Origin of the sequence: Polaromonas sp. CG_9.11, from assembly GCF_015752225.1 — a bacterium.
Lineage (GTDB): Bacteria > Pseudomonadota > Gammaproteobacteria > Burkholderiales > Burkholderiaceae_C > Polaromonas.
The window spans coordinates 35,238-56,100 of record NZ_JADOVE010000014.1 but is presented as its reverse complement, the minus strand read 5'-3'; the positions used below and the strand labels follow the sequence as shown (position 1 = coordinate 56,100).

General features: G+C 59.4%; 22 protein-coding genes. 7 read left to right on the top strand and 15 right to left on the bottom strand.

What is annotated here, in order from left to right; genetic code table 11:
- The first annotated feature begins 71 nt into the window (after positions 1 to 71).
- Together IWX85_RS12710 and IWX85_RS12705 are read left to right on the top strand one after the other, a co-directional pair.
- Positions 72 to 842: an SDR family oxidoreductase gene (locus IWX85_RS12710; protein WP_196869981.1), complete on the top strand. Its 771-nt coding sequence runs from the start codon at positions 72 to 74 to the stop codon at positions 840 to 842.
- A gap of 10 nt (positions 843 to 852) precedes the next feature.
- Positions 853 to 1,317: a nuclear transport factor 2 family protein gene (locus IWX85_RS12705; protein WP_231379740.1), complete on the top strand. Its 465-nt coding sequence runs from the start codon at positions 853 to 855 to the stop codon at positions 1,315 to 1,317.
- Positions 1,318 to 1,328: 11 nt separating this feature from the next.
- Here IWX85_RS12705 and IWX85_RS12700 read toward each other — a convergent pair whose 3' ends face one another.
- Positions 1,329 to 1,943 carry a glutathione S-transferase N-terminal domain-containing protein gene (locus IWX85_RS12700; RefSeq protein ID WP_036807945.1) on the bottom strand — a complete coding sequence of 205 codons (615 nt, stop codon included), beginning with the start codon at positions 1,941 to 1,943 and terminating at the stop codon, positions 1,329 to 1,331.
- Positions 1,944 to 2,089: 146 nt separating this feature from the next.
- On the opposite strand from IWX85_RS12700, the gene purB reads away from it, so the two are divergent.
- Positions 2,090 to 3,469, top strand: coding sequence for an adenylosuccinate lyase (gene purB / locus IWX85_RS12695; protein WP_196869980.1), 1,380 nt, complete (start codon positions 2,090 to 2,092; stop codon positions 3,467 to 3,469).
- A gap of 69 nt (positions 3,470 to 3,538) precedes the next feature.
- Here the strand turns inward: purB and IWX85_RS12690 are convergent, their stop codons facing one another.
- The 3 genes from IWX85_RS12690 to IWX85_RS12680 all read right to left on the bottom strand — a co-directional run bounded on the left by IWX85_RS12690 (position 3,539) and on the right by IWX85_RS12680 (position 5,406).
- Positions 3,539 to 3,850 carry a hypothetical protein gene (locus tag IWX85_RS12690; protein WP_036807939.1) on the bottom strand — a complete coding sequence of 104 codons (312 nt, stop codon included), beginning with the start codon at positions 3,848 to 3,850 and terminating at the stop codon, positions 3,539 to 3,541.
- 109 nt (positions 3,851 to 3,959) lie between these two features.
- On the bottom strand, positions 3,960 to 4,370 hold the full coding sequence (locus tag IWX85_RS12685; protein ID WP_036807937.1) for a DUF3717 domain-containing protein: 411 nt from the start codon (positions 4,368 to 4,370) through the stop codon (positions 3,960 to 3,962).
- Positions 4,371 to 4,443: 73 nt separating this feature from the next.
- Positions 4,444 to 5,406, bottom strand: a complete 963-nt coding sequence (locus tag IWX85_RS12680; RefSeq protein ID WP_196869979.1) for a TerC family protein — start codon at positions 5,404 to 5,406, stop codon at positions 4,444 to 4,446.
- A 282-nt stretch (positions 5,407 to 5,688) separates the two neighbouring features.
- Here IWX85_RS12680 and IWX85_RS12675 point away from each other — a divergent pair, with 282 nt between their 5' ends.
- Positions 5,689 to 6,042, top strand: a complete 354-nt coding sequence (locus tag IWX85_RS12675) for a phage holin family protein (protein WP_036807932.1) — start codon at positions 5,689 to 5,691, stop codon at positions 6,040 to 6,042.
- On the opposite strand, the gene IWX85_RS12670 is transcribed toward IWX85_RS12675, so the two are convergent.
- Complete coding sequence (locus tag IWX85_RS12670; protein WP_196870023.1) at positions 5,998 to 7,569, bottom strand: M48 family metalloprotease; 1,572 nt, start codon at positions 7,567 to 7,569, stop codon at positions 5,998 to 6,000. The genes IWX85_RS12675 and IWX85_RS12670 overlap by 45 nt on opposite strands.
- A gap of 156 nt (positions 7,570 to 7,725) precedes the next feature.
- On the opposite strand from IWX85_RS12670, the gene moaC reads away from it, so the two are divergent.
- A complete protein-coding gene (moaC, locus tag IWX85_RS12665; RefSeq protein ID WP_036807927.1) occupies positions 7,726 to 8,226 on the top strand; it encodes a cyclic pyranopterin monophosphate synthase MoaC in 501 nt (166 codons plus the stop codon).
- A gap of 143 nt (positions 8,227 to 8,369) precedes the next feature.
- On the opposite strand, the gene IWX85_RS12660 is transcribed toward moaC, so the two are convergent.
- From IWX85_RS12660 to IWX85_RS12650, 3 genes are all read right to left on the bottom strand, one after another.
- Positions 8,370 to 8,765 (bottom strand): hypothetical protein, encoded by a 396-nt coding sequence (locus tag IWX85_RS12660; RefSeq protein WP_196869978.1) that lies wholly within the window; start codon positions 8,763 to 8,765, stop codon positions 8,370 to 8,372.
- An 80-nt stretch (positions 8,766 to 8,845) separates the two neighbouring features.
- Positions 8,846 to 9,892: a hypothetical protein gene (locus IWX85_RS12655; RefSeq protein ID WP_231379738.1), complete on the bottom strand. Its 1,047-nt coding sequence runs from the start codon at positions 9,890 to 9,892 to the stop codon at positions 8,846 to 8,848.
- Positions 9,893 to 10,446: 554 nt separating this feature from the next.
- A complete protein-coding gene (locus IWX85_RS12650) occupies positions 10,447 to 12,072 on the bottom strand; it encodes a Wzy polymerase domain-containing protein (RefSeq protein ID WP_196869977.1) in 1,626 nt (541 codons plus the stop codon).
- Positions 12,073 to 12,527: 455 nt separating this feature from the next.
- Here IWX85_RS12650 and IWX85_RS12645 point away from each other — a divergent pair, with 455 nt between their 5' ends.
- Together IWX85_RS12645 and IWX85_RS12640 are read left to right on the top strand one after the other, a co-directional pair.
- Positions 12,528 to 12,758, top strand: a complete 231-nt coding sequence (locus IWX85_RS12645) for a ParD-like family protein (protein WP_036807919.1) — start codon at positions 12,528 to 12,530, stop codon at positions 12,756 to 12,758.
- Entirely contained in the window at positions 12,755 to 13,033 is a 279-nt protein-coding gene (locus IWX85_RS12640) for a type II toxin-antitoxin system RelE/ParE family toxin (RefSeq protein WP_196869976.1), read from the top strand. The genes IWX85_RS12645 and IWX85_RS12640 overlap by 4 nt, the downstream gene beginning before the upstream one ends.
- Before the next feature lie 17 nt (positions 13,034 to 13,050).
- On the opposite strand, the gene IWX85_RS12635 is transcribed toward IWX85_RS12640, so the two are convergent.
- The 7 genes from IWX85_RS12635 to IWX85_RS12605 all read right to left on the bottom strand — a co-directional run bounded on the left by IWX85_RS12635 (position 13,051) and on the right by IWX85_RS12605 (position 20,797).
- Positions 13,051 to 13,713, bottom strand: coding sequence for a pilin glycosylation ligase domain-containing protein (locus tag IWX85_RS12635; protein WP_196869975.1), 663 nt, complete (start codon positions 13,711 to 13,713; stop codon positions 13,051 to 13,053).
- A 151-nt stretch (positions 13,714 to 13,864) separates the two neighbouring features.
- Positions 13,865 to 15,616, bottom strand: a complete 1,752-nt coding sequence (locus tag IWX85_RS12630) for a PglL family O-oligosaccharyltransferase (RefSeq protein WP_196869974.1) — start codon at positions 15,614 to 15,616, stop codon at positions 13,865 to 13,867.
- A gap of 64 nt (positions 15,617 to 15,680) precedes the next feature.
- Positions 15,681 to 17,408, bottom strand: coding sequence for a PglL family O-oligosaccharyltransferase (locus IWX85_RS12625; protein ID WP_196869973.1), 1,728 nt, complete (start codon positions 17,406 to 17,408; stop codon positions 15,681 to 15,683).
- A gap of 62 nt (positions 17,409 to 17,470) precedes the next feature.
- Positions 17,471 to 17,965 carry a pilin gene (locus tag IWX85_RS12620; protein WP_304609502.1) on the bottom strand — a complete coding sequence of 165 codons (495 nt, stop codon included), beginning with the start codon at positions 17,963 to 17,965 and terminating at the stop codon, positions 17,471 to 17,473.
- A gap of 568 nt (positions 17,966 to 18,533) precedes the next feature.
- Positions 18,534 to 19,100 (bottom strand): FHA domain-containing protein, encoded by a 567-nt coding sequence (locus IWX85_RS12615; RefSeq protein WP_196869972.1) that lies wholly within the window; start codon positions 19,098 to 19,100, stop codon positions 18,534 to 18,536.
- 56 nt (positions 19,101 to 19,156) lie between these two features.
- Entirely contained in the window at positions 19,157 to 19,942 is a 786-nt protein-coding gene (locus IWX85_RS12610) for a Stp1/IreP family PP2C-type Ser/Thr phosphatase (protein WP_196869971.1), read from the bottom strand.
- Positions 19,943 to 20,095: 153 nt separating this feature from the next.
- Entirely contained in the window at positions 20,096 to 20,797 is a 702-nt protein-coding gene (locus IWX85_RS12605; protein ID WP_196869970.1) for a TerC family protein, read from the bottom strand.
- Between the last annotated feature and the right edge of the window lie 66 nt (positions 20,798 to 20,863).

Genomic DNA, 20,863 nt, shown 5'->3' with positions numbered 1-20,863 from the left:
AAAAGGCCGTTTGCGCAAGCAGGACGGGCAAAAGCAGCTATCAAATTCATAACAACCAGAAAACCCGAACGATGTCCTTCAATCCTCAGCTGGCCGACTGGCGCGGCAAAACCGTCTGGCTGGTTGGCGCCTCCAGCGGCATCGGCCAGGCCACGGCGCATGCGCTGCATGCACAGGGTGCAAACGTGTTCGTTTCGGCGCGCAATGCCGGTGCGCTGGCCGGCTTTGTGCAAAGCCATCCGGGCGCCGTGGCGCTGGCGCTTGATGTCACCGACCGGCTGGCGCTGAAGGAAGCGGCGCGCACCCTGTTGGCCACCGGCCCGCTCGACCTGGTGATGTACTGCGCCGGCTATTACAAGGAACTGCGCGCCACCGGCTTTGACCTGGCCGAGATGCTCAGGCACAACGAGGTCAACTACTGCGGCGCGCTCTACCTGCTGGATGCGGTGCTGCCGGCCCTGCTGGCGCAACGGTCCGGCCACCTCAGCCTGATCAGCAGCGTGGCGGGCTACACCGGCCTGCCCCAGAGCCTGGCCTACGGGCCGACCAAGGCGGCGCTGATCAACCTGGCTGAAACGCTGTACCTTGACCTGAAGGACAGCGGCATTGGCGTCAGCCTGGTGTGTCCGGGTTTTGTCGAGACGCCGCTGACGGCGCAAAACCAGTTCAGCATGCCCGCGCTGATCACGCCCGAACAGGCAGCGCAGGAAATCCTGCAGGGCTGGCGCAAGGGCGAGTTTGAAATTCACTTTCCCAAGCGCTTCACCCGCTGGATGAAGGCCCTGCGCCTGCTGCCCTACGGGGCGCGTTTCGCGGCCGTTCGCAAGATCACCTCGCGATGAAGCCCCCGCCATGAACGCCCCCCTGGCACAAGAACAGGCCCCGCCGATGCGCGAAGCCGCCACGCGCGTCGTTGATTTTTTTCAAAGCCTGAGCCCGGCCAGCCTGGACCGGCTGGAGGCGGTGTACGCGCCCGGAGCGTATTTCAAGGACCCGTTCAACGAGGTGCGCGGCGTGCCCGCCATCCGGCAGGTGTTTGACCACATGTACGGGTCGCTGGAGGAGCCGCATTTCGTGGTGACCGGCTGCATCGTTGATGGTGGTGAATGCTTCCTGACCTGGAATTTTGTTTTCCACTTCAAGCGCTTTGACACCCGGACGCTGCAGACCGTGCGCGGCGGCTCGCACCTGAAGTTCAATGCCGCCGGGCTGCTGGATTTTCACCGCGACTACTGGGACGCGGCCGAGGAGCTGTATGAAAAGCTGCCGCTGGTCGGGCGGTTGATGCGCTGGCTCAAGCAGCGCGCGCGGCAGTAAGTCCAGGCAATTCAGCCGGCCTGCGTTTCCACGAAACTCGGCCGCAGGGCCAGCTTGTCATACAGCCTGGCAAGCTGCGGATGGGTGTCGCGCCACTGCACTTCAGGAAACCGAAAATCCAGGTAGCCCAGCACCGAACCCACCGCCACATCGGACAGGCTGAAATGAACGCCGCTGCAGTAGGCCTTGTCACCCAGGCCTTTGCTCATGGCGTGCAGCGCGGTGTCGATTTTCCCCATCTGTCGTGCGATCCAGGCGTCGCAGCGCTGTTCGGCGCTGCGGCCGGACCAGGTGGCTTCCAGACGGGCCAGCAGCGCGGCGTCCATGACGCCATCGGCCAGCGCTTCCCAGGTCTTGACTTCGGCACGCTCGCGGCCCTGCGCGGGAATCAGCTTGCCCACCGGCGAGAGCGTGTCCAGGTATTCGACGATCACGCGCGAATCGAAAATCGCCTCGCCGGCCTCCATGATCAGGCACGGCACCTTGCCCAGCGGATTGGACAGGCTCATGGCGGTGGTTGCCGCCCAGACGTCTTCCAGCACAAACTGGTAATCGAGCTTTTTCTCGGCCATGACGATGCGCACCTTGCGGACATAGGGACTGGTGGCGGATCCGATGAGTTTCATGATGTGCTGTGTTCTTGTCGTGGCCGGGGAAACCAGCATTCTATCGAGTCAGGGCGGGCCTTGAAGGACAGCGATGTGCTGGCATTAAATTTTGCTGCAACGCAACAGGGCCGGTATTTTCACCACTGCGGCCTACAATCGCGCCCATGAGCTTTTCACCCATCAACGCACTGTCGCCGCTGGACGGCCGATACGTCGCCAAACTTGCCACCTTACGCCCCCTGATGTCCGAGCAAGGCTATATGCACCGCCGGGTCCAGGTGGAAATTGCCTGGTTCATCGCGCTGTCCGACGCCAGGTTCGCCGAATTCAAGCCCTTGAGCCCGGGTGCACGGACCTACCTGCTCGGCCTGGTGAAGAACTTCAGCGAAGCCGACGCGCTGGCCATCAAGGTGATTGAAAAAACCACCAACCATGACGTGAAAGCGGTCGAATACTGGATCAAGTCCAAGTTTGAGGCCCGGCCAGAACTGCAGGCCGCCAGCGAATTCGTGCATTTCGCCTGCACCAGCGAAGACATCAACAACACCAGCCAGGCGCTGCAACTGAAAAGCAGCCGCGAACAGGTGGTGTTGCCGGCGCTCGACAAGGTCATCGACAAGCTGCGCCAGATGGCCCATGCGCATGCCGACGTGCCGATGCTCAGCCGCACCCACGGCCAGACCGCCAGCCCGACCACCGTCGGCAAGGAACTCGCCAACGTCGTCGTGCGCCTGGTCAACACGCGCGAAAAGATCGCCGGCATCAAGCTGATGGCCAAAATGAACGGCGCCGTGGGCAACTACAACGCCCACCTGGCCGCCTGGCCCGACTTTGACTGGGAGGCCTTCAGCCGCCACGTCATTGAAACCCCCGAGCCACTGGGCCTGGGCCTGACCTTCCAGCCCTACAGCATCCAGATCGAGCCGCACGACTACATGGCCGAACTGTTCGACGCGGTGGCCCGCACCAACACGATCCTGATCGACATGGCGCGCGACATCTGGGGCTATGTCAGCGTCGGCTACTTCAAGCAGCGCCTGAAGGAAGGCGAAATCGGTTCCTCGACCATGCCGCACAAGGTCAACCCGATCGACTTTGAAAACGCCGAGGGCAACCTGGGCCTGTCCAACGCGCTGCTGCGCCACATGAGCGACAAGCTGCCCATCAGCCGCTGGCAGCGCGACCTGACCGACTCGACCGTACTGCGCAACATGGGCGTGGCGCTGGGTTACGCCGTGCTGGCCTACCACTCGCTGTGCATCGGCCTGAACAAGCTGGAGCTCAACGAGGAAAACCTGGCCGCCGACCTGGATGGCGCCTGGGAAGTGCTGGCCGAGCCGATCCAGACAGTCATGCGCCGCTATGCCGTGGCGGGCGCCTACGAAAAGCTCAAGGAAGTCACACGCGGCAAAACCGTCAGGCCGGAAGACCTGCACGGCCTGATCCGCTCCCTGGACATTCCGGAAGCCGGAAAACAGCGCCTGCTGGCGATGACGCCCGGCAGCTATGTCGGCATGGCGGCCGAACTGGCCCGCCGCGTCTGATAAAGCCCCCACGCTTGTCGCTTCGCCTGCTGCGCTGCCTGCATCGCTTGGACTGACCCGGCGCTGCGTTCAGGACAGGCCCGCCGGCATGGCGGCGCCGCACTGCCAGCACTGCTCGAAGCCGCCTTCAACCGTCTCTCCGCAACGGCACAGCCAGCGCCGCTGCGGCATGTTCTGCAGCGCGTCGAGCAAGGCGCGGGCGCCCGCCTCTTCATGGTCGTGGGTCAGCCAGATTTCCGGCTGGCACTGGTCCGGCGGCAATTCGCCAGCCACGCTGCCCAGGAAATAGCGTTGCACGCTGGCCGAATAGCCGGCCTGCTGCAGCGCGTCGGTCCACAGCGCGGCAATGGCAATGTTCGGGGCACGGGTCAGGCGAAGCATGCGGGCAGTGTAACTGCCGGAATCTTAAAACTCCTGAATTGATAGCTGCCTACGCATGAAGGCCGTGCGCAAAAGTCATTTTTGGCTTGAAAATCAGGCCAATGCCGTGCTACTTTTTTTCCAGCGCCCGGTCGGCGTAGCGGCCAAAGCGCCAGGCCGTCGCCTGCCGGGTGATGCGCCGCCAGGTGATGCGTTTTTCAACCGGGCTCATCGACAGCCAGTGCTGCACTTCGCCGAAGGTGCGGCCGCAACCCTTGCATTCTTCGTCGCCCTGGCTGGTAGAACAAATGGCAATGCACGGCGTGTCGGCGGTGGTGTCGTACCAGGCATGCCAGGCGTGCAGCGCCTCGGGTGAAAAATCCGCCTCGTCAGCGCTGTCCTGGTGCCCCAGCGCCATGTGTGCATAAATGCCGGCGAGGGCGCGCACCTCGGGCGACAGGTTGACGCCGTCGGCCGAAGGGTTGCGCTGGCGCCAGTAATTGATGGCGGCTTCAAGGTCGATGATGTGGATGCAGGGCATGGGAAGCGAATCATAGCCATCCCGGCCCGGCCGCGCTCATTGGCCCCTGCCGGCTGGGGCTTCTCTGCCGGGCTTATCCGCGCGGCACGTCAGCCGACGCCGAACGCACGCTGAGCAGCATGGTCAGGGCGAGCACGCCAACCACCACGCCCAGGGACACCATCACCGGAATCTTGTAAATGTCGATCAGGCACATCTTGGTGCCAATGAACACCAGGATCACCGCCAGGCCGTAGTTCAACAAATGGAACTTGTTGGCCACGGCAGCCAGCAGGAAGTACATGGCGCGCAAGCCCAGAATGGCGAACACGTTGCTGGTCAGCACGATGAACGGGTCGCTGGTGATGGCAAAAATCGCCGGGATCGAGTCCACCGCAAAAATCACGTCGGTCAGCGCCACCAGGCAGATCACCATGAACAGCGGCGTGGCAATTTTCTTGCCGTTCTCGACGGTCCAGAACTTCTCGCCGTCGTAATGCTGGCTGACCGGCAAAATGCGGCGCAGCAGCTTGAGCGCCGGATTGTCGTCCAGCGCCGGCTCCTTGCCGGCGGCCCACCACATCTTGATCCCGGTGAGAATCAGGAAGGCGCCAAAAATGTAGAGGATCCAGTGAAACTGTGCCAGCAGCCAGCCGCCGACCAGGATCATGATGGTGCGCAGCACGATGGCGCCGATGATGCCGATCATCAGCACCCGCTTCTGGTAGTGCGACGGCACCGCGAAGTAGGTGAAGATCATCAGGAAGACAAAGATGTTGTCCACCGCCAGCGATTTTTCGATCAGGTAGCCGGTCAAAAATTCCAGCGACTTGGTGTTGGCGATCTCGCTGGAGCCGGTGCTGTCTTTCACCGCCCACCAGAACAGGCCATTGAACATGAAGCTCAGGGCAACCCAGACCAGCGACCAGTTGAGCGCTTCCCTGACGCCGATGTCATGGGCGCCCTGTTTTTTCAAGACCACAAAATCAACGAACAGCGACGCGAGAACAATGCCGATGAAGGCGGCCCACAGCCACAGGGGCGCAATGGTTTGCATGACAAGACCTTTTTAAAAATGAAAGACGCGGGTGCGTCCCAAAAGGTCTTGCGGGAAAGAGCCGCACGGCTCTTTTATGTGCTCCGGCTGCCGTTTTGAGCGGCAACGTATTGACGAAACACAAGCGCTTGCCGCCGACAGGCCGCAAGGTCGCTACTCCCCTTTCAGGTGACAAAAAGTATCGGTGTTTTGGAAATTCCACACGGTCCCTGCGGATTTTCGCAGGCGCTTGCCGTCCTGCGGCGCAGGTGGTGCAGTAACCCAGGTGCTATCCTTGAAGGCATGAAACTCATCCTCAAATGGCTCTTGAGCGCCGCCGCCCTGCTGGCCGTGGCCTACCTGTATTCCGGCGTGACGGTGACCAGCTTCACCGGCGCGCTGATTGCGGCGGCGGTGCTCGGTGCGCTGAACATGGTGGTCCGCCCGCTGCTGGTGCTGCTCACGCTGCCGGTGACGGTGCTGACGCTGGGGCTGTTCCTGTTTGTCGTGAATGCCCTGATGTTCTGGGCCGCCGCCAGCCTGGTCAGCGGCCTGAACGTCAACGGCTTCGGCGCGGCGTTGCTGGGCTCGCTGATTTATTCAGTGCTGCAGCTAGCGATCGATTTTCTCCTGGAGCGCCTGTTCCTTAAGGATTGACTCGGTCTGCCGCGTCCGGGTGTCGATGATCGATGCCTCGACATAATCGGCACGGCCCGGCTGGCTGCGCATCAGCCCCTGCGCCGCCTTGAAGCGGTCCAGCGCGGCGCCGTAGTCCAGCTGGGCGGCGCGGCTTTCGGCATCGGCCCGGATGGCGCGCACCGGCTGGTTCTGCTGGCCGTAGGCCACGGCCAGCAGTTGCCAGGCCATGGCATCGCGCGGATGCACGGCCACCCAAGTCTGCAGCGCCTGCGACACGTCGGGCGCGCGTTGTGCCGCCATCAACGCTTTCGACATCAGCAGCAGTTCGGCCCGCGAGCCGGCCTTGCCGAGATCGGCAGTGGCGGCCGCAGCCGGCACCTTGCCTTCCAGCAGGTCCACCTCGACGGCCAGCAGCTGCACGGCCTTGCCCGCCGCGTCCTGGCCGCCCACAACACCAGCAAGCCGCTCCAGCAGGCTGCGCGCCGCCGCGAAATCACGCAGTTGCGCCGCGGCAAAGGCGCCACCATAGAGCGTGCCGGCATCGCGGGAACTGGTTGCCGATGCCGCCGACACAGCCAATGGCGCGGGCAAGGCCGCCGCCCTGCGCTGTGCCTCGGCCACCAGGGTGCGCAGCACGTCCACGCCGGGTACGGCCAGAATGCGGGCACGGACAGCCATCATCGCGTGCAGGCGCTGCGTCCGTTCGGCAGCCGCCTGCTGCCCGGCTGGCGACGCGACCGCCGCCGCCAGCTGCACGCGGGCCTGCGCCTCGGCAATCCGCTCGGTGGTCAGCGGGTGCGAGCGCAAATAGGGAAACGAGCCGTTGTCGTTGAGCCGGTTGGCCTGCTGCAGTTTTTCGAACATGCCCGAGATGCCCCGGCTGGCATAACCGGCGTCCTCCATCACGCCAAAGCCGACGCGGTCGGCCTCGCGCTCCATGTCGCGTGAAAAATTCAGCTGGCCCTGCGCCAGGATCGCCTGCCCGCCAACCATCGCGGCCGTGCCGGCATCGGGATGCCGGCTGGCCGCCAGCGCGCCGAGCACCATGGCGGCAATCATCCACGGCGCCTGCCGCGACTGCTGCGTCATCAGGCGCGAGATATGCCGCTGCGTGACATGGCTCATCTCGTGCGCCAGCACGGCGGCCAGCTCGTCGGCATTGCTGACGCTGCTGATCAGGCCCAGGTGCACGCCGAAGTAGCCACCGGGCAGCGCAAAGGCATTGATGCTGCGATCGCGGAACATGAACAGCTCCCAGGCAAAACGCTCGTCCAGTTCGGCCGACAATTCGCCGCGCGCGCGGGCCGCCGCCATCAGGGGCTGCCAGATGCCCTGCAGGTAACCGGCCAGCACCGGGTCCTCGACCAGGTCAGGGTCGCGGTAGATGCTGGCCGCGATGCGGTCGCCGATGCGGCGTTCGGCAGCCGGCGACAGATCGGAGTTGTCGCCCAGCGTCGGCAGCGAACGGGCGCCGGGCGCAGTCAACAAGGTTCCGCCGCCTGGCGCCTGGGCCGGCGACGCCGTGGCGGCCGCTATCAGGACCATAGCTGCCAACGCCCGCCAGACATGCGCTAAAGCACGTTCAGGCTTGAAAATATCGGAGCAGGTCAATGAAGTCAAGGGCAGTCACCTTTGGGGCTGGAAGAAAAACGCCAGCAAGCCTCTTATGATGCGGCATAGTTGTAAAGGTTCTGTATCAGCATGACGACGCCCTCTTCCCCCCTCACCCATTTCGACGCCCGGGGCCAGGCCCACATGGTCGATGTCGCGGCCAAGGCGGCCACGCACCGCATCGCGGTCGCGCAGGGCCGCATTGCCATGAAGCCCGCCACTCTGGCGCTGATCATGTCCGGCTCCGCCAAAAAAGGCGACGTGCTGGGCATTGCCCGCATCGCCGGCATCATGGCCGCCAAGAAAACCAGCGACCTGATTCCGCTGTGCCACCCACTGGCGCTGACCCGCGTTGCGCTTGAATTCGTGACGGCCCCGGAAGACGGCGACGACACCGGCAGCGTGACCTGCACCGCCACGGTGGAAACCGTCGGCCCCACCGGCGTCGAGATGGAAGCGCTGAGCGCCGTCACTGTCGCCCTGCTGACGATCTACGACATGTGCAAGGCGGCAGACCGGGGCATGACCATCACCGACGTGAAGCTGCTGGAAAAGCATGGCGGCAAGTCGGGGAGTTTTGTAAGCGGTTGATGGCTATGGCTTGACGGGCCAGGCAAGCGCGCTTGACTGGCCAATGCGGCAGCGGCGCCTGCCTTTCCCCAGCCAGTTTTCGCCGGATGTCCGGCGTTTGTCCAGCACCAGCTGATTCAATGGCCGAAACGCCGTCTTCCTTCTTATTTCTGCGGCACCTTGCCGTTCCTGTTCTCGGCCGGCTTGGCTGCAGGCGCGGGCCTGACCGTGACGGAAAGCCGGTCGGCATCGCTGCGGGCAGATGCCGGTTCAGGCGCCACGCTGGCGCCCTGGACGACCTCGGTGTTCGGGAAGCTCGACAGCGAAATCTGGGACATGGCCGCCCTTCGCTCCACATCGGTCAGCATCACCTCAAACACCATGACCTCTTTCTTGAGCGCGACAATCTTTGAGCGAATCACCCGGGACTGACCTTCCAGCGACAGATTGACGGGGGCCGGAGCCGCTGTGGCATCTGGGCTCGAAGCAGAAAAGTCGGGCGCTGCGCAGCCCGACAGGAAAAAGGCCGCCAGCCCGGCCACGGTCATCAGTTTTTTCATCTCGTCCTCCCTTTTGTTGTTGATCTTTCGACGCCATCGACCCTAGGCCTGCACGGCGGGCATTGTCATATGAATTTGCCTTAGCGCCAGGCCATGGGGCGCGACAGCGTGCGCCCTTCGATTTCGTTCATCAGCTGGTCACGCCGGTAGGCATACCAGCGCAGCAGACAGCCGCGATCCCGGCAAATCGACTCGCGCCTGCCCGCTTCCAGATCATTCTGTCGCTGGAAGGCTGCGCGGTCGGCGGTGGCATTTTTTGCGCGCGCGTAGACCCGGCCGACTTCATGGTTGAGCTGAAAAAGCTCGGCGTCCGAGCAAATCATCTTTTCGGAAACCGAGCGCGCCCGGCTGCAATCAAAACTGGCATCGGAACGCATTCCGGGGCGTTCAGCCTGCGGCTCTGCGGATGCGGGCAACGCCGCTTTGGCAACCTCGACCCTGCGGACCGGCGGGCGGGCCAGAGGCGCCGGCGGGGACGCCGAAGCGCTTTGCAGCGCCGGGCTGGCCATCGACGTGGCTTGAGGGGTCTTCTCAGGAACGTGCGCGGGCTGTGCTGTCGGCGCCTGCGCCAGTGTCTGGCGCACCGCCGCCAGCCCGTCGGCCGCAGACCGCGACCGCTCATCGGCCTGACCATAGGCGGCTGAATAAATGCGCAGGCTGTCCAGGTACAGGAACTCCGAACGCCTGAGCAGTTCCTGCCGGCTGGCATCTTGGGCAGAACCTGCGCCGAGCGCCTGCTGGGCATAGTGCCCGCCCAGCAAATATTTGCCATCGGCCGACTCGACCGAATTCGCGCCCTTGAGCTTGTCGGCCAGGCGGCACGACATCAGAAAGGCCACCTCGGCGTCGCGCGGGCGGCTTGACGCAGCGGCATCCTTGCCCATCACGATGAACGACGCCATGTCGGTCGCCGTCAGGCCGGGCACGTCGGGCTGGAAGGGAAACCGCCCGTCCTGGCTGCCCGCCACGGCCGTTGCCGGCACCAAGGGACAACTCGCCACCTGTCCCGAAGCCTGCGGCGCCGAAGCAGACGCCCTTGTTAGCGGTTGGCCGGGCATGGGTAACCCCAGCGGGTCCAGCAACAGCCATGTGCCGGCAATGGCCGCGGCGGCCACTATGCTGCCCAAGATGAAAACCTTGAGTTGCCGCGGCGTTGGCGCAGCAGACTGCAGCGGCGGAACATCGGCTTTCGGCAGCGCATGCGCAGACTGGCGTGGCGCAAGCCGTTCGTTTGTCGGACCGTTTTCGTTTGTTGAACGGCTAACCGTCTCGCGCGCTGCCACCTGCAACGGCGATACATTTTCCTTCGGAAGCTCGGCCGCAAATCGAGGAGGCCTGGCGCTTGTTTCCGTCTTTACCAGCTCAGGCTGAAGCAAGGGAATGCGGGTGTTAGGGTCTTCAGGCGCTTGCGATGAAACAGGAGCACGTTTTTTCCAGGCCCCGGCGACAGCCGCAGCACCAAGCAACACCCCCGACGCAAAAACTGCCCCCTGACGCTTATCAATAGTCATGCCCGCACCATAGCGCGGCTCAGAAGTCAGGAAATGCAGAACTCACACTTTGATGCAAAAGTTGCCATTTTTGTCATGCAACAATTTACATGCATCCGACGCGCTTGAGGCATGCCGCTGTGCTTACCTTGGTTGCCATGGCCATGGCCATGGCCATCGCCCGACCCGCATCAAACCGCTCGCCGTTCCCCTGCGTGAACCGGCACAAGGGCTTGTTCCCGAGTTAAAAAAGCTTGGGGCCGGCCTTGCGTGCCGGGTTCCAGCGGAGCCGCGTTTTTTCGAACCCAGCGCGCATGCTCCATCGGAAAAGACCCCCGGTAGCGTGCCAGGTAATACAGCGCCTCGTCATTGCGCCCCAGCATCACCGCGCTTTCAACCAACTTTTCAACCACGCGCGGCTCGGGCGAGTAGTGGAGCAATTCAATCGCCATGGCATGCAGGGCGGCGGCATTCCCAGGCGTGAGCGGCGTGATGCTCAGGTAGGCGAAGCGCGCCTGCTCGCGAAACACCCAGCTGTCCTGCACCTTGGCCAGCGTACCGTCGCGGTAGGCGGCGCTGCGCTGGTCAGGCGGCAGGTAAATCTGGCTGACCCGGTAGTAGCTGACAGCCACGCCGGCCAGAGGTACTATCATAATGATAGCTATAAGTCCAAGCGCGTATTGCGCCAGAAGGATATTTTGCTTGAATTTCGAGGGAAATCCCCGGCTCAAGCCGGGCGTTGCCTCGCGCGGCGCACACAGCAGCCAGACCGCCAACCCGGCGGCAATCTGGAACGGCCCGTACCACAATGGATATTCGAGCAGGCTGTGCAAGCCGATGACGGCCAGCACGGCCCAGGCCATCTGGCGCAGCGCATCTTTCTCTTGCCACGGCCGGGCGCGCCACGTCAGCCAGCCCAGCGCACCGCAAATCGCCACGGCCGCTGGAACGCCCAGTTCCACCGCGAGATGCAGCGGCAGGTTGTGCGCGTTGTCCAGGATTTCGCAAAAGCGCGGACCGTCGTACAAGGTGATGAAATGCGCATAGTCCAGTTCGCCCCAGCCCCAGCCCAGCCAGGGCTTTTGGACAATCAACGTCAGCACGTTGGACCAGAGAATCTTGCGGCTGGAGCAGGCCGGTATGTCCCCCACCAGGCGGCCAAACAATCCGCCGCTTTGCACGCCGGTCGCCCATTGCAGCAACCACGGCAGCATCAACACGGCGATTCCATAGGCCAGCAAGGCCTGCATGACAAATACCAGCAGGTGCCTGCGCGCCGGCAGCGCCCACCAAGCGGTGAACAGGGCAATCAGCCCCCATTGCAGCAAGCCGGTGCGGGAACTGCTGGCGGCATTGCCCAGGGCCAGCAACAAGGCGATCAGGTAAGCCCACCACGGCATCAGCCCGCCCTGCGTTTTGAGCCGTCCTGCAGACGCTTCCCGCAGCGCCAGCCAACCGATCAGCGCGACCAAACCGATGCTGGTGAGCGTGGCGAACTGGTTGCGCTGGCGCAGGTTGGCATACGCCTCGCCCGCCTGCGGCTGGTTGATCCAGGGGCTCAGGGCCGGCGCCAGGCCGAAGTACTGGACCAGACCGATCAGCGCGCTGATGACGGCAGCCAGCACCCATCCCGTCGCCACAAGCTCGGGATTGAGCCGACGCCGGAACAGCCAAAGACAAACCACGCACAGCGCCGACAGCAGCCACGGCCAGACATTGGGCGTGGGACCGGCGGTGTAGGGGCTGAGCCAGGGCGGGAGCAGGAATGCGAGTAGCCACCAAGCTGAAAAATCACGGACTTTAAAAGTTTGCGGCACAGGGGAATGGGTTCGGCGTGGGCTTGGAATGGAATGGATGATTCCGATGGATTGTCAACTGATCACGAGAAAACTTTGATCTTTGCCGTGGCGTACAGCATGATAATTTTCAGTTTCCATGGCTTTTTTAACTTTGGCTCTGAGTGCCAATTCGGCCTCTATCGCTTGGCTTTTATGCTTTTATGCTTTTATGCTTTTATGCTTTTATGCTTTTATGCTTTTATGCTGCAAAAATAACAGCAAATCAGAATTTGACCAAATCCACTCCGCAGGTTTCTGTTTCCTTATACGTACCAACCGCACGTATACCTTTCGCTCCAAAGCCGCCACCTGTTTTTTGAGCGTTGCCAGCAAAGGCAAATGCCTGCAACCGAACAGCGAGGCCGCTTTTCTGACGCCCAGAGCATGGCGTCTTAGTTTTACTACAATCGTGGTAAATTTTTCTGGAGTTCGAAATGTCAGGCAGCACCTCAATACGGATCAATCAAGAACTTTACGAGCAAGCCAAGCAAGACGCGACGGCGGAGCATCGCTCGATTGCAGGCCAAATCGAGTTTTGGGCGCGTGTGGGGCGTGCCGCCCTAGATAACCCCGATCTGCCGGTTAGTTTTGTGGCAGAGTCCTTGGCTTCGATGGCCGAAGCGCGCAGCCAATCCCAGCCGTTTGTCCCTCGATGTCGTGCATGACGTGGGCAGTTCAGCAAACCCGGCGATTTGCGCGTCAATATAAAAAGTTGCATGACAACACAGCCAGTGACGTGGATGCGGCAGTCGAGGCGCTCGCACAGAATCCAGAAATCGGAGAACGCAAGAAGGGCGATCTGGCGGCCTTGCGTGTTTTCAAGTTTCGCAGCGCAGGACAGTTGTTTTTACTGGGGTACACATTGGATGAAGGCGTTCGTCTGGTGTATCTGGAAGCGGTCGGTGCCCATGAAAATTTCTATCGCGATTTGAAGCGCTAATTAGAATCTGAGCCCGATTACCCTACGCCGGTTGTCCATTGCAGCAACCACGGCAGCATCAACACGGCGATTCCATAGGCCAGCAAGGCCTGCATGACAAATACCAGCAGGTGCCTGCGCGCCGGCAGCGCCCACCAAGCGGTGAACATGGCAATCAGCCCACATTGCAGCAAGCCGGTGCGGGAACTGCTGGCGGCATTGCCCAGGGCCAGCAACAAGGCAATCAGGTAAGCCCGCCACGGCATCAGCCCGCCCTGCGTTTTGAGCCGTCCTGCAGACGCTTCCCGCAGCGCCAGCCAGCCGATCAACGCGGCCAGGCCAATGCTCGTCAACGTGGCGAACTGGTTGCGCTGGCGCAGGTTGGCATACGCCTCGCCCGCCTGCGGCTGGTTGATCCAGGGGCTCAGGGCCGGCGCCAGGCCGAAGTACTGGACCAGACCGATCAGCGCGCTGATGACGGCAGCCAGCACCCATCCCGTCGCCACAAGCTCGGGATTGAGCCGACGCCGGAACAGCCAAAGACAAACCACGCACAACGCCGACAGCAGCCACGGCCAGACATTGGGCGTGGGACCGGCGGTGTAGGGGCTGAACCAAGGGGGGAGCAGGAATGCGAGTAGCCACAAAGCTGGAAAATCATGCGCTTCAAGTTTTGTCGAATTGGAAGTCTGACTCAGCATTGGCTTGAAATATATGATTTCAAAAGGTTGTCAGCACAGCAAATTTACAGACTCAGGACACCCCCATATTTTCAATGCTTGTGGCTTGTAGATTTTCGTTTTTGATCTGAATTCCAATTCCAAGAACTGGTAACTTCAAAAGTTACCTTAACTACCTAACGTTAGCATTGCCCTTCCTCTCAACCGCATCAGCGGCCGGCCACGTGATAAATGCAATACGGGGATCGTTGAGTGACTCCAACGCCCAGGTACGCTGCGCCAATAGACATTGCACCTCGTCCGTAAAATTACAAATCTTGCTCAGCCAGACACGTGCTTCCGCTGGCTGCCCATTCAGCGCGAAAGCAGTCGCTAGGCGGTAAGCCAGGTTCAGTGATGGATAGGAGCGTGTCAGGATTGCCATTTCCTCAAGCTCCTTTTGGCTCATGCTTGGTCGCACCCTGAACCGCGCCATCACGATCCACTCTCTCAACTGGGTCAGCACCCAAACATCTGGCGGTCCACCCATGGGGCCTCGCCCTTGTCCCACAATGGACTGCTCAAGCCGTAGCAAGCCATAGCCAATGTCCACCCGAGCATAGTCACGAATGGTCACACCCAGCACTGCAACAGCAGCCAGCCAAATGCCTGACAGCACCCAATGCGGCAAGGTCGCCACCACTTTGGCGCCTAAACGGACATTTAACATTCCCATGACCAAACCAACCGGCAGCAAAAAATATGCGTATTGAAGCGGAAACTCAACCAAGGCATGAATACCAACAGCAACGAGCAGCAGAAATAGCGCCGCTTCTTCAGGCCGGCGAACCGCGCGAAATCGCAACCAAAGCCAACGAATTAAAATCGCTGCAACGAAAAAACCTATCGGCAATCCGGTCCAAAGCACCATATCCAGAAAAAGGTTGTGAGACAGCTGGAAAATTCCGTTCTGACTAGGAAACCGGTCCGCAACAGCGATTTGGGCTGAGCTAACCTCCGTCCAACCATACCCAAACCAGGGCCGCTCACTGACAGCTTGAAAAAACATGCGCCAAGCACCAAGGCGAAGTTCACCTTGTTGCCGAACCCGGACATAAATCTCGTATTGCTCTAGCAGCAAGGCAGAATTCAGCCATTGCAGCAACGCCGGAATCATCAAAACATATAAATAGAGCCCCGATGCAACACGAGGCAATTGCCTGGATGGCCAGAGCCCACGCCAAAACCATACCGCCACCAGTATGACGCTTAAGGCCAAAAAACCCGCACGCGACTGAGTCAGTGCAATCCCAAGCAGAATGAAAGCAGCGCCACAAATAGCTGTCCATTTGCCCACAGCCTTGTGAAGGTAGGCCCAAAGACAGGCCATTAGCCCCCATACCAATAAGGTGGCCAACAGATTGGGTTGCCCCAGGTTTGCGTATGGTCGACTTCCCGTGAGACCCAGCGACCAAATGCCCATGACACCACTCTCGGATAACCCCAGCCAGGTGTAGAGCTGCAACCCGACCGAAGCCATGGCAGCCAGTCCAATGGCGATGAACAAACCATGGGCCAACTGGGCCGGACTGGCCAACTCCCATCGGGCCCCAATGAGCAGGGCCAGTAAAAACCCCAGCAAATAAGCGGACGATATCCATGCCTGACCGGCAAAAGGAAGTAACCCAAAAAAGAACTGAATCCATGGCAGAAAAATCAGTCCGGCAGCCAAGCACGGCAGGCCATGCCAATTCAACGCAGAACTGCTGCGGAATAACAAAATCAAAGCCGCAACACTTCCCAAGACTGCAGACCAAGCGTCCGCAGGAAAGGTTGACCATGGTGGAAAGTGAACTGGCAGCAACCACGAGAACGCAAATAGGATTGCCCAAAATACCAGAGAAAACGATGACATAACGGGAGAAATGGCCGATGGAGAAGGCATCAAACAATTCCGCATTCGAACAAGGGTAAGTCAGCGGAAAAGATAAACACAAAACTCCCCATCACTAAGGACTCTTCGGCCGACATGCTTCAGATAAATCGCCTGCAGCATCCCGCATGGGATGCCTTGCATACGCTTGACGCCAACGTTCAAATGCCAATGGAAATGCATGGCAAAACCGTTTCGTATGAAAACGCAACGCATCTGCATCGTGAAGGTACCAAAGACTTAGGAGCAAAGGTTGAATCACCATAGGTTCAGCAGAAAAATGAAGCAGCTTTTCTGCACGCTGGCGCACTTCCGCAGCATTCTTTGGTGTTACCACGATCAACCCAAGCGCTGCAAACTCCAGTTGCTCGCGAAACAACCAGGCGCCTGAAGCCTGGTTTATTGCAGAGGCTACAGCTGCGCGATGAATATCTCTGTTGTTCGTGAAAGGTGTTTTATAAATCGGGAGCAATGTAACGTACTGCCGCCAAGCCACGATGGCCAAACAAATCAGACTTACTGCAACAACAACTGCAATGCCTATTGAGAAAATCGTGTAATTATTCAAAGACTTTTCGACACTGGATACCGGCAACAAATAACCTAAAAACAATCCCGTCAAAAACAAAAATCCCGCATACCAAAGCGGGTATTCCAACATACTGTGTATTCCTACAATGAATAGCAAAATGATCCAGGCAAATTGTCTCTCAGGCAGAGGTGGAGATAATTCTCTATTGTTACTACTCAAGCGCCCCCATGGTTTTATCCAGTAAATTGCCCGAAGCAACAAGCCGCAAAATAAAACGGCTATGGGCAATCCAAATTCCAGTGCGATTTGCAATGGTAAATTATGAGAGTGGTCCAACAGGCCATCGTATCTGCGCATGAACAATGTCATGTAGTGCCCGTAACCTGTTTCACGCCATCCCCATCCAAGCCAAGGATGCTCAAAAATCATTTGTGTCGTATTACTCCAGATAACAAGACGAAGATCCTGTGCTGTATGTGAAACACGTTCAGCGCCTGAAGAAAAACCAAATCCATGCCACTCAGCAACAACGGGTAAAAAAATACTGGCCAAACCCAGCAACACCAGTTGCCCTACCATTAAACGGCTTGCTACAGGTGACTGCTGTTTCTTAAAAACAAAAGCCGATAATGCCAACGCTATAACTTCCAGCATGCCGGTCCGCGAAGCAGAAGCAGCTACGGCAAACATCAGAATTACCGAAATAAACCACGCCATGGATTCTGTCAATCGACTCCTGTGAACTAGCCAGATCGTACATACTGAACCCACACACATAAACGTAGCAAACAAGTTGGTCTGACGCAGTGCACCGAAAGCTATCCCGCGTCTTTCAGGCTCTATCACCCAATGATAGAGTTCGCCGACTAGACCAAACCACTGCAGCAAACCCTCGACTGCATTAATAATCGCGGCGACAACTATTGCAAATAGGAGCCAAGACAATCCACCGGATTTGCTTCGGAAATGAGCTCCTGTGTGACAAGCCAATCCAAAAAATAGTAATCCAGCAGCACCAGCAATTTGCCGCCCCAAATATGGATTTGGCGTCATCGCCATCAAAAAAATTCCACCAAAAACTGCGCTTTTAACCAGTGGATTGATAGCACTTAATCCAAATAACAGCGAACCCGCACTCAATATACCAAGAAAAAATATTTGCTGAAAAGCATCCGAAGATCCGCCTTCAAAAGACGGGAAAATCCATCCAGCAGATACACAGAGTACTCCGGCTATATATCTTGCGTTCTGCAAAAGCAATTTATTTGACAATTCAACAATCAGTCACCACATAAAAAAAGGCGCCATAAGCGCCTTTTTAAAAACCCTCTAGTTCAAGTCCTGCAGACGGCAGGGGCATATTTAGCAAGAAGAGAGCCTGTGGTGCCTGCCGCTGTAGAAGTGGTGCCAGCGGCCTTACATACCCACACAATAGAGCCAGCTGTTGGCACTGTGGTTGCAGAGGCTGTACCGCCAGAAAATACTGCGGTTCCATTCAGTGGCGTCAAAATCAATGTGCCGCCGCCGGCGCTGGCAGTGTAGTTAATCGTAATAAATCCAGCTGCTGCATCAATTTCGATGCCAGAGACACTTTTTGTTACCGCAGGGGATGTCCAACCAGAAGCATACGCAGTTCCGTTGGCAGCATTTTCTGCAATTGCTGTTTTTGCAGCACCCGCCAGCGATAACCCCTCAGTTACTTTGGCCCGCACCGTGTAATCCTGATAAGCAGGCAAAGCCACCGCCGCCAAAATACCAATGATCGCCACGACGATCATCAATTCGATCAGGGTGAAACCCTTTTGGGCCATTTGCATGGAACGCTTCATGAGAAAACTCCTTGGTTGGAAAAAAAACTTGCCACGAACTATTGCAGGTTGCGTGCCAAGCCATGAAAGCTGTTTCTGGTCACGAAAAACGTGATTTTCGTCACATATGAAACATTCGGATTACTTTTTTTGTCACAATATAAAACATGAACGACATTTTTGTCACTTGATGCAACTGACGGCACTATTTCCAAATCCATCAGGCCCATCAGCACTTTTCCCATGCAGTCCGCATGGTGTGTCGTGCGGCGTCAAGACAATCTGTACCGGTCGTCACGTTCTGCGCCCTGTGGCTTCAATTGGCTTGTCTCGGCCAATTTCCTTCAATGCGCCTTGACTGAGTTCCGGTTCAACCAAATTGGCACACCGGCCGCGGCCACCGTCATTCGGCCCCGGACGCGCGTCGGTTTCGCAAGCATCAACGATAGGCCAGGCAACGCGCAAGCCCCGGTTTCCCCTGCTTTGCGTTGACTTTCAGCCGTGTGCCCCGGGACCGCGGTGGACAGGGGAATCTTTGAGCAATCAGGTCGGCAATGCGAGACAAGCGCTGAATCAGCCAGCGCTTGTCTCACTGCTGGACAAACTGCATTTGCGTTCCCGCCAGCTCAATCAGGTCGCCATGGTTAAGCGCCACCGGTTCCACGCCCACGGCCACGCCATTGAGCGTGGGCTGGCGGTCGCCCTCGACATGGGTAACCACAAAGCCTGTGAACGTTCTGGTGATGCTGGCGACTCCGACGCCCGCTTTGCCTATGGTGGTGACAGGCTTGACCAGCGCCATTTCACGACCGGCCGCGGGGCCCGACATCACCTTGATGGCGCCATTGATGGCGCTTTCACCCGCATTGGCCTCGTCGACATACTGGATCTTGTACTTGCCAATTTCCACCGTGTCGCCGTGGTGCAACAACTGCTTCTTGACGGACTTGCCGTTGACATAGGTGCCGTTGGTGCTGTTGAGGTCTTCAATGTGGCCTTCGGCGCCCGAGATCTTGAGCACCGCATGCTCGCCGCTCACGGCCATGTTGTCGATCACGATGTCGTTGTAGGGCCGGCGACCCAGCGAGGTGCGGTCTTTTGTCAGCTGGACTTCCTTCAGGACGGCCCCGTCCAGGGAAATGATCATTTTCGGCATGCCCGGTTTTCCTTTGCGTTTTTTTAACTTGTCGCCGTCAGCGGACGCTGAAGAGGCTATTTTCCCAGCATTCTGGACAGCAGGCCGCGCCGCGTTTCATCTTCAGCGGCCTGCACCAGCAGGACCGAGATATTGTCGCGTCCACCGCCGTCGTTGGCCACCCGGATCAGCGCTGCGGCTTTTTGCTGCAACGTGCCGGAGGCATTCAGGATGGCTGCGATCACCGGGTCCAGAACCATGTCCGACAGGCCGTCGGAGCACATCAGGTACAGATCGCCCGGCTCGACCCGGTGCTCGTTGATTTCGACTGAAACCGCATCCTCGACGCCCAGGGCGCGGGTGATCAGGTTGCGGTGCGGCGACGTCAGGGCCTGCTCTGCCGTCATCAGCCCTGCGTCCACCTGCTCCTGCAACAGCGAATGGTCTTTGGTGATTTGGTGCAGCACACCGCCGCGCAGCCGGTAACAGCGGGAGTCGCCGATATGGCCGAGCACCAGCCGGGCTTCCAGAAAAACACCTGCCACCAGCGTGGTACCCATGCCGGCATAGTCAGGATTGGACCACGCAGCGCTGAAAATCGAATGGTTGACCTGGTTCACACAGGTTTCCATTGTCCGGCGAAGTTCCCTGACAGAGGCGCGGCTGCCGGGCTGCGACAGCCACGCCGTCAGCTCCTGACGAAGAAAGGCGACCGCCATGCTGCTGGCCACCTCGCCGGCGTTGTAGCCGCCCATGCCGTCTGCCAGCAGGCACAAGCCGGTCTTCGGGTCAAACGCCAGAGCATCTTCATTGTTTTTGCGCACCCGGCCCTGGTCGGTTTGCGCAAAGATTTCATACATCATGGGGTGATGGGCATGACTTCTGTTGGATCGGCTGGCCCCGGCGAATGCATTGATCCAACCGGCTTTGCCTGAGAAAAACCGGCCGTGTCCCGCCAGTCAGGGCTGCACGTTAACAGACGCTCAAACACTCGACAAGGAATTAATGCGCAGTATTCAGCCCGCGACCGCCGGCTTTCGGCGTGCCTGTATTACCTTGCCAATCACCAGCACCAGCAGTGCGCCGGCAGCGGCCACGGCATACCCCCAGTAAGCGCCTTCGGGCAGGTACGGCTTGACGGCCGGGTCGGTGTAAGCCATTTGGCCGGCAATCCAGCCGAGCAACATGGCGCCCAGGGTGATGACAACCGGAAAGCGTTCCATCAGCTTGAGCACCAGCTGGCTGCCGCCGATGATGATGGGAATGCTCACCAAGAGACCAAAAATCACCAGCGCCAGCTGGTGCTCCTGGTGCGCTCCCTGCGCCGCGCCGGCAATCGCCAGCACGTTGTCCACGCTCATGACCAGGTCGGCAATGATGACGGTCTTGACCGCGCCCCAGAGCTTGTCGCTTGAGCTGACGTTGTGGTCGCCTTCATCTTCGGGCACCAGCAGCTTCACACCGATCCACAGCAGCAGCAAGGCGCCGACGATCTTCAGGTAAGGAATGGCCAGCAGCGCCAGCGCAAAGGCAATCAGGATCACCCGCAGGACGATGGCGCCGGCCGTACCGTAGATGATGCCCTTGGTGCGTTGCTGGGCCGGCAGGTTTCGGCAGGCCAGTGCAATGACCACGGCGTTGTCGCCCCCCAGCAGAATGTCGATCATGATGATCTGCCCCACTGCCAGCCAGAAGCTGGCTGTCATGAACTCTTCCATGGAAACCTCTTGAGAAATGAAAAAGACCGATTGTCAGCGATGACAACCGGCCTTTGTATTGTGGCT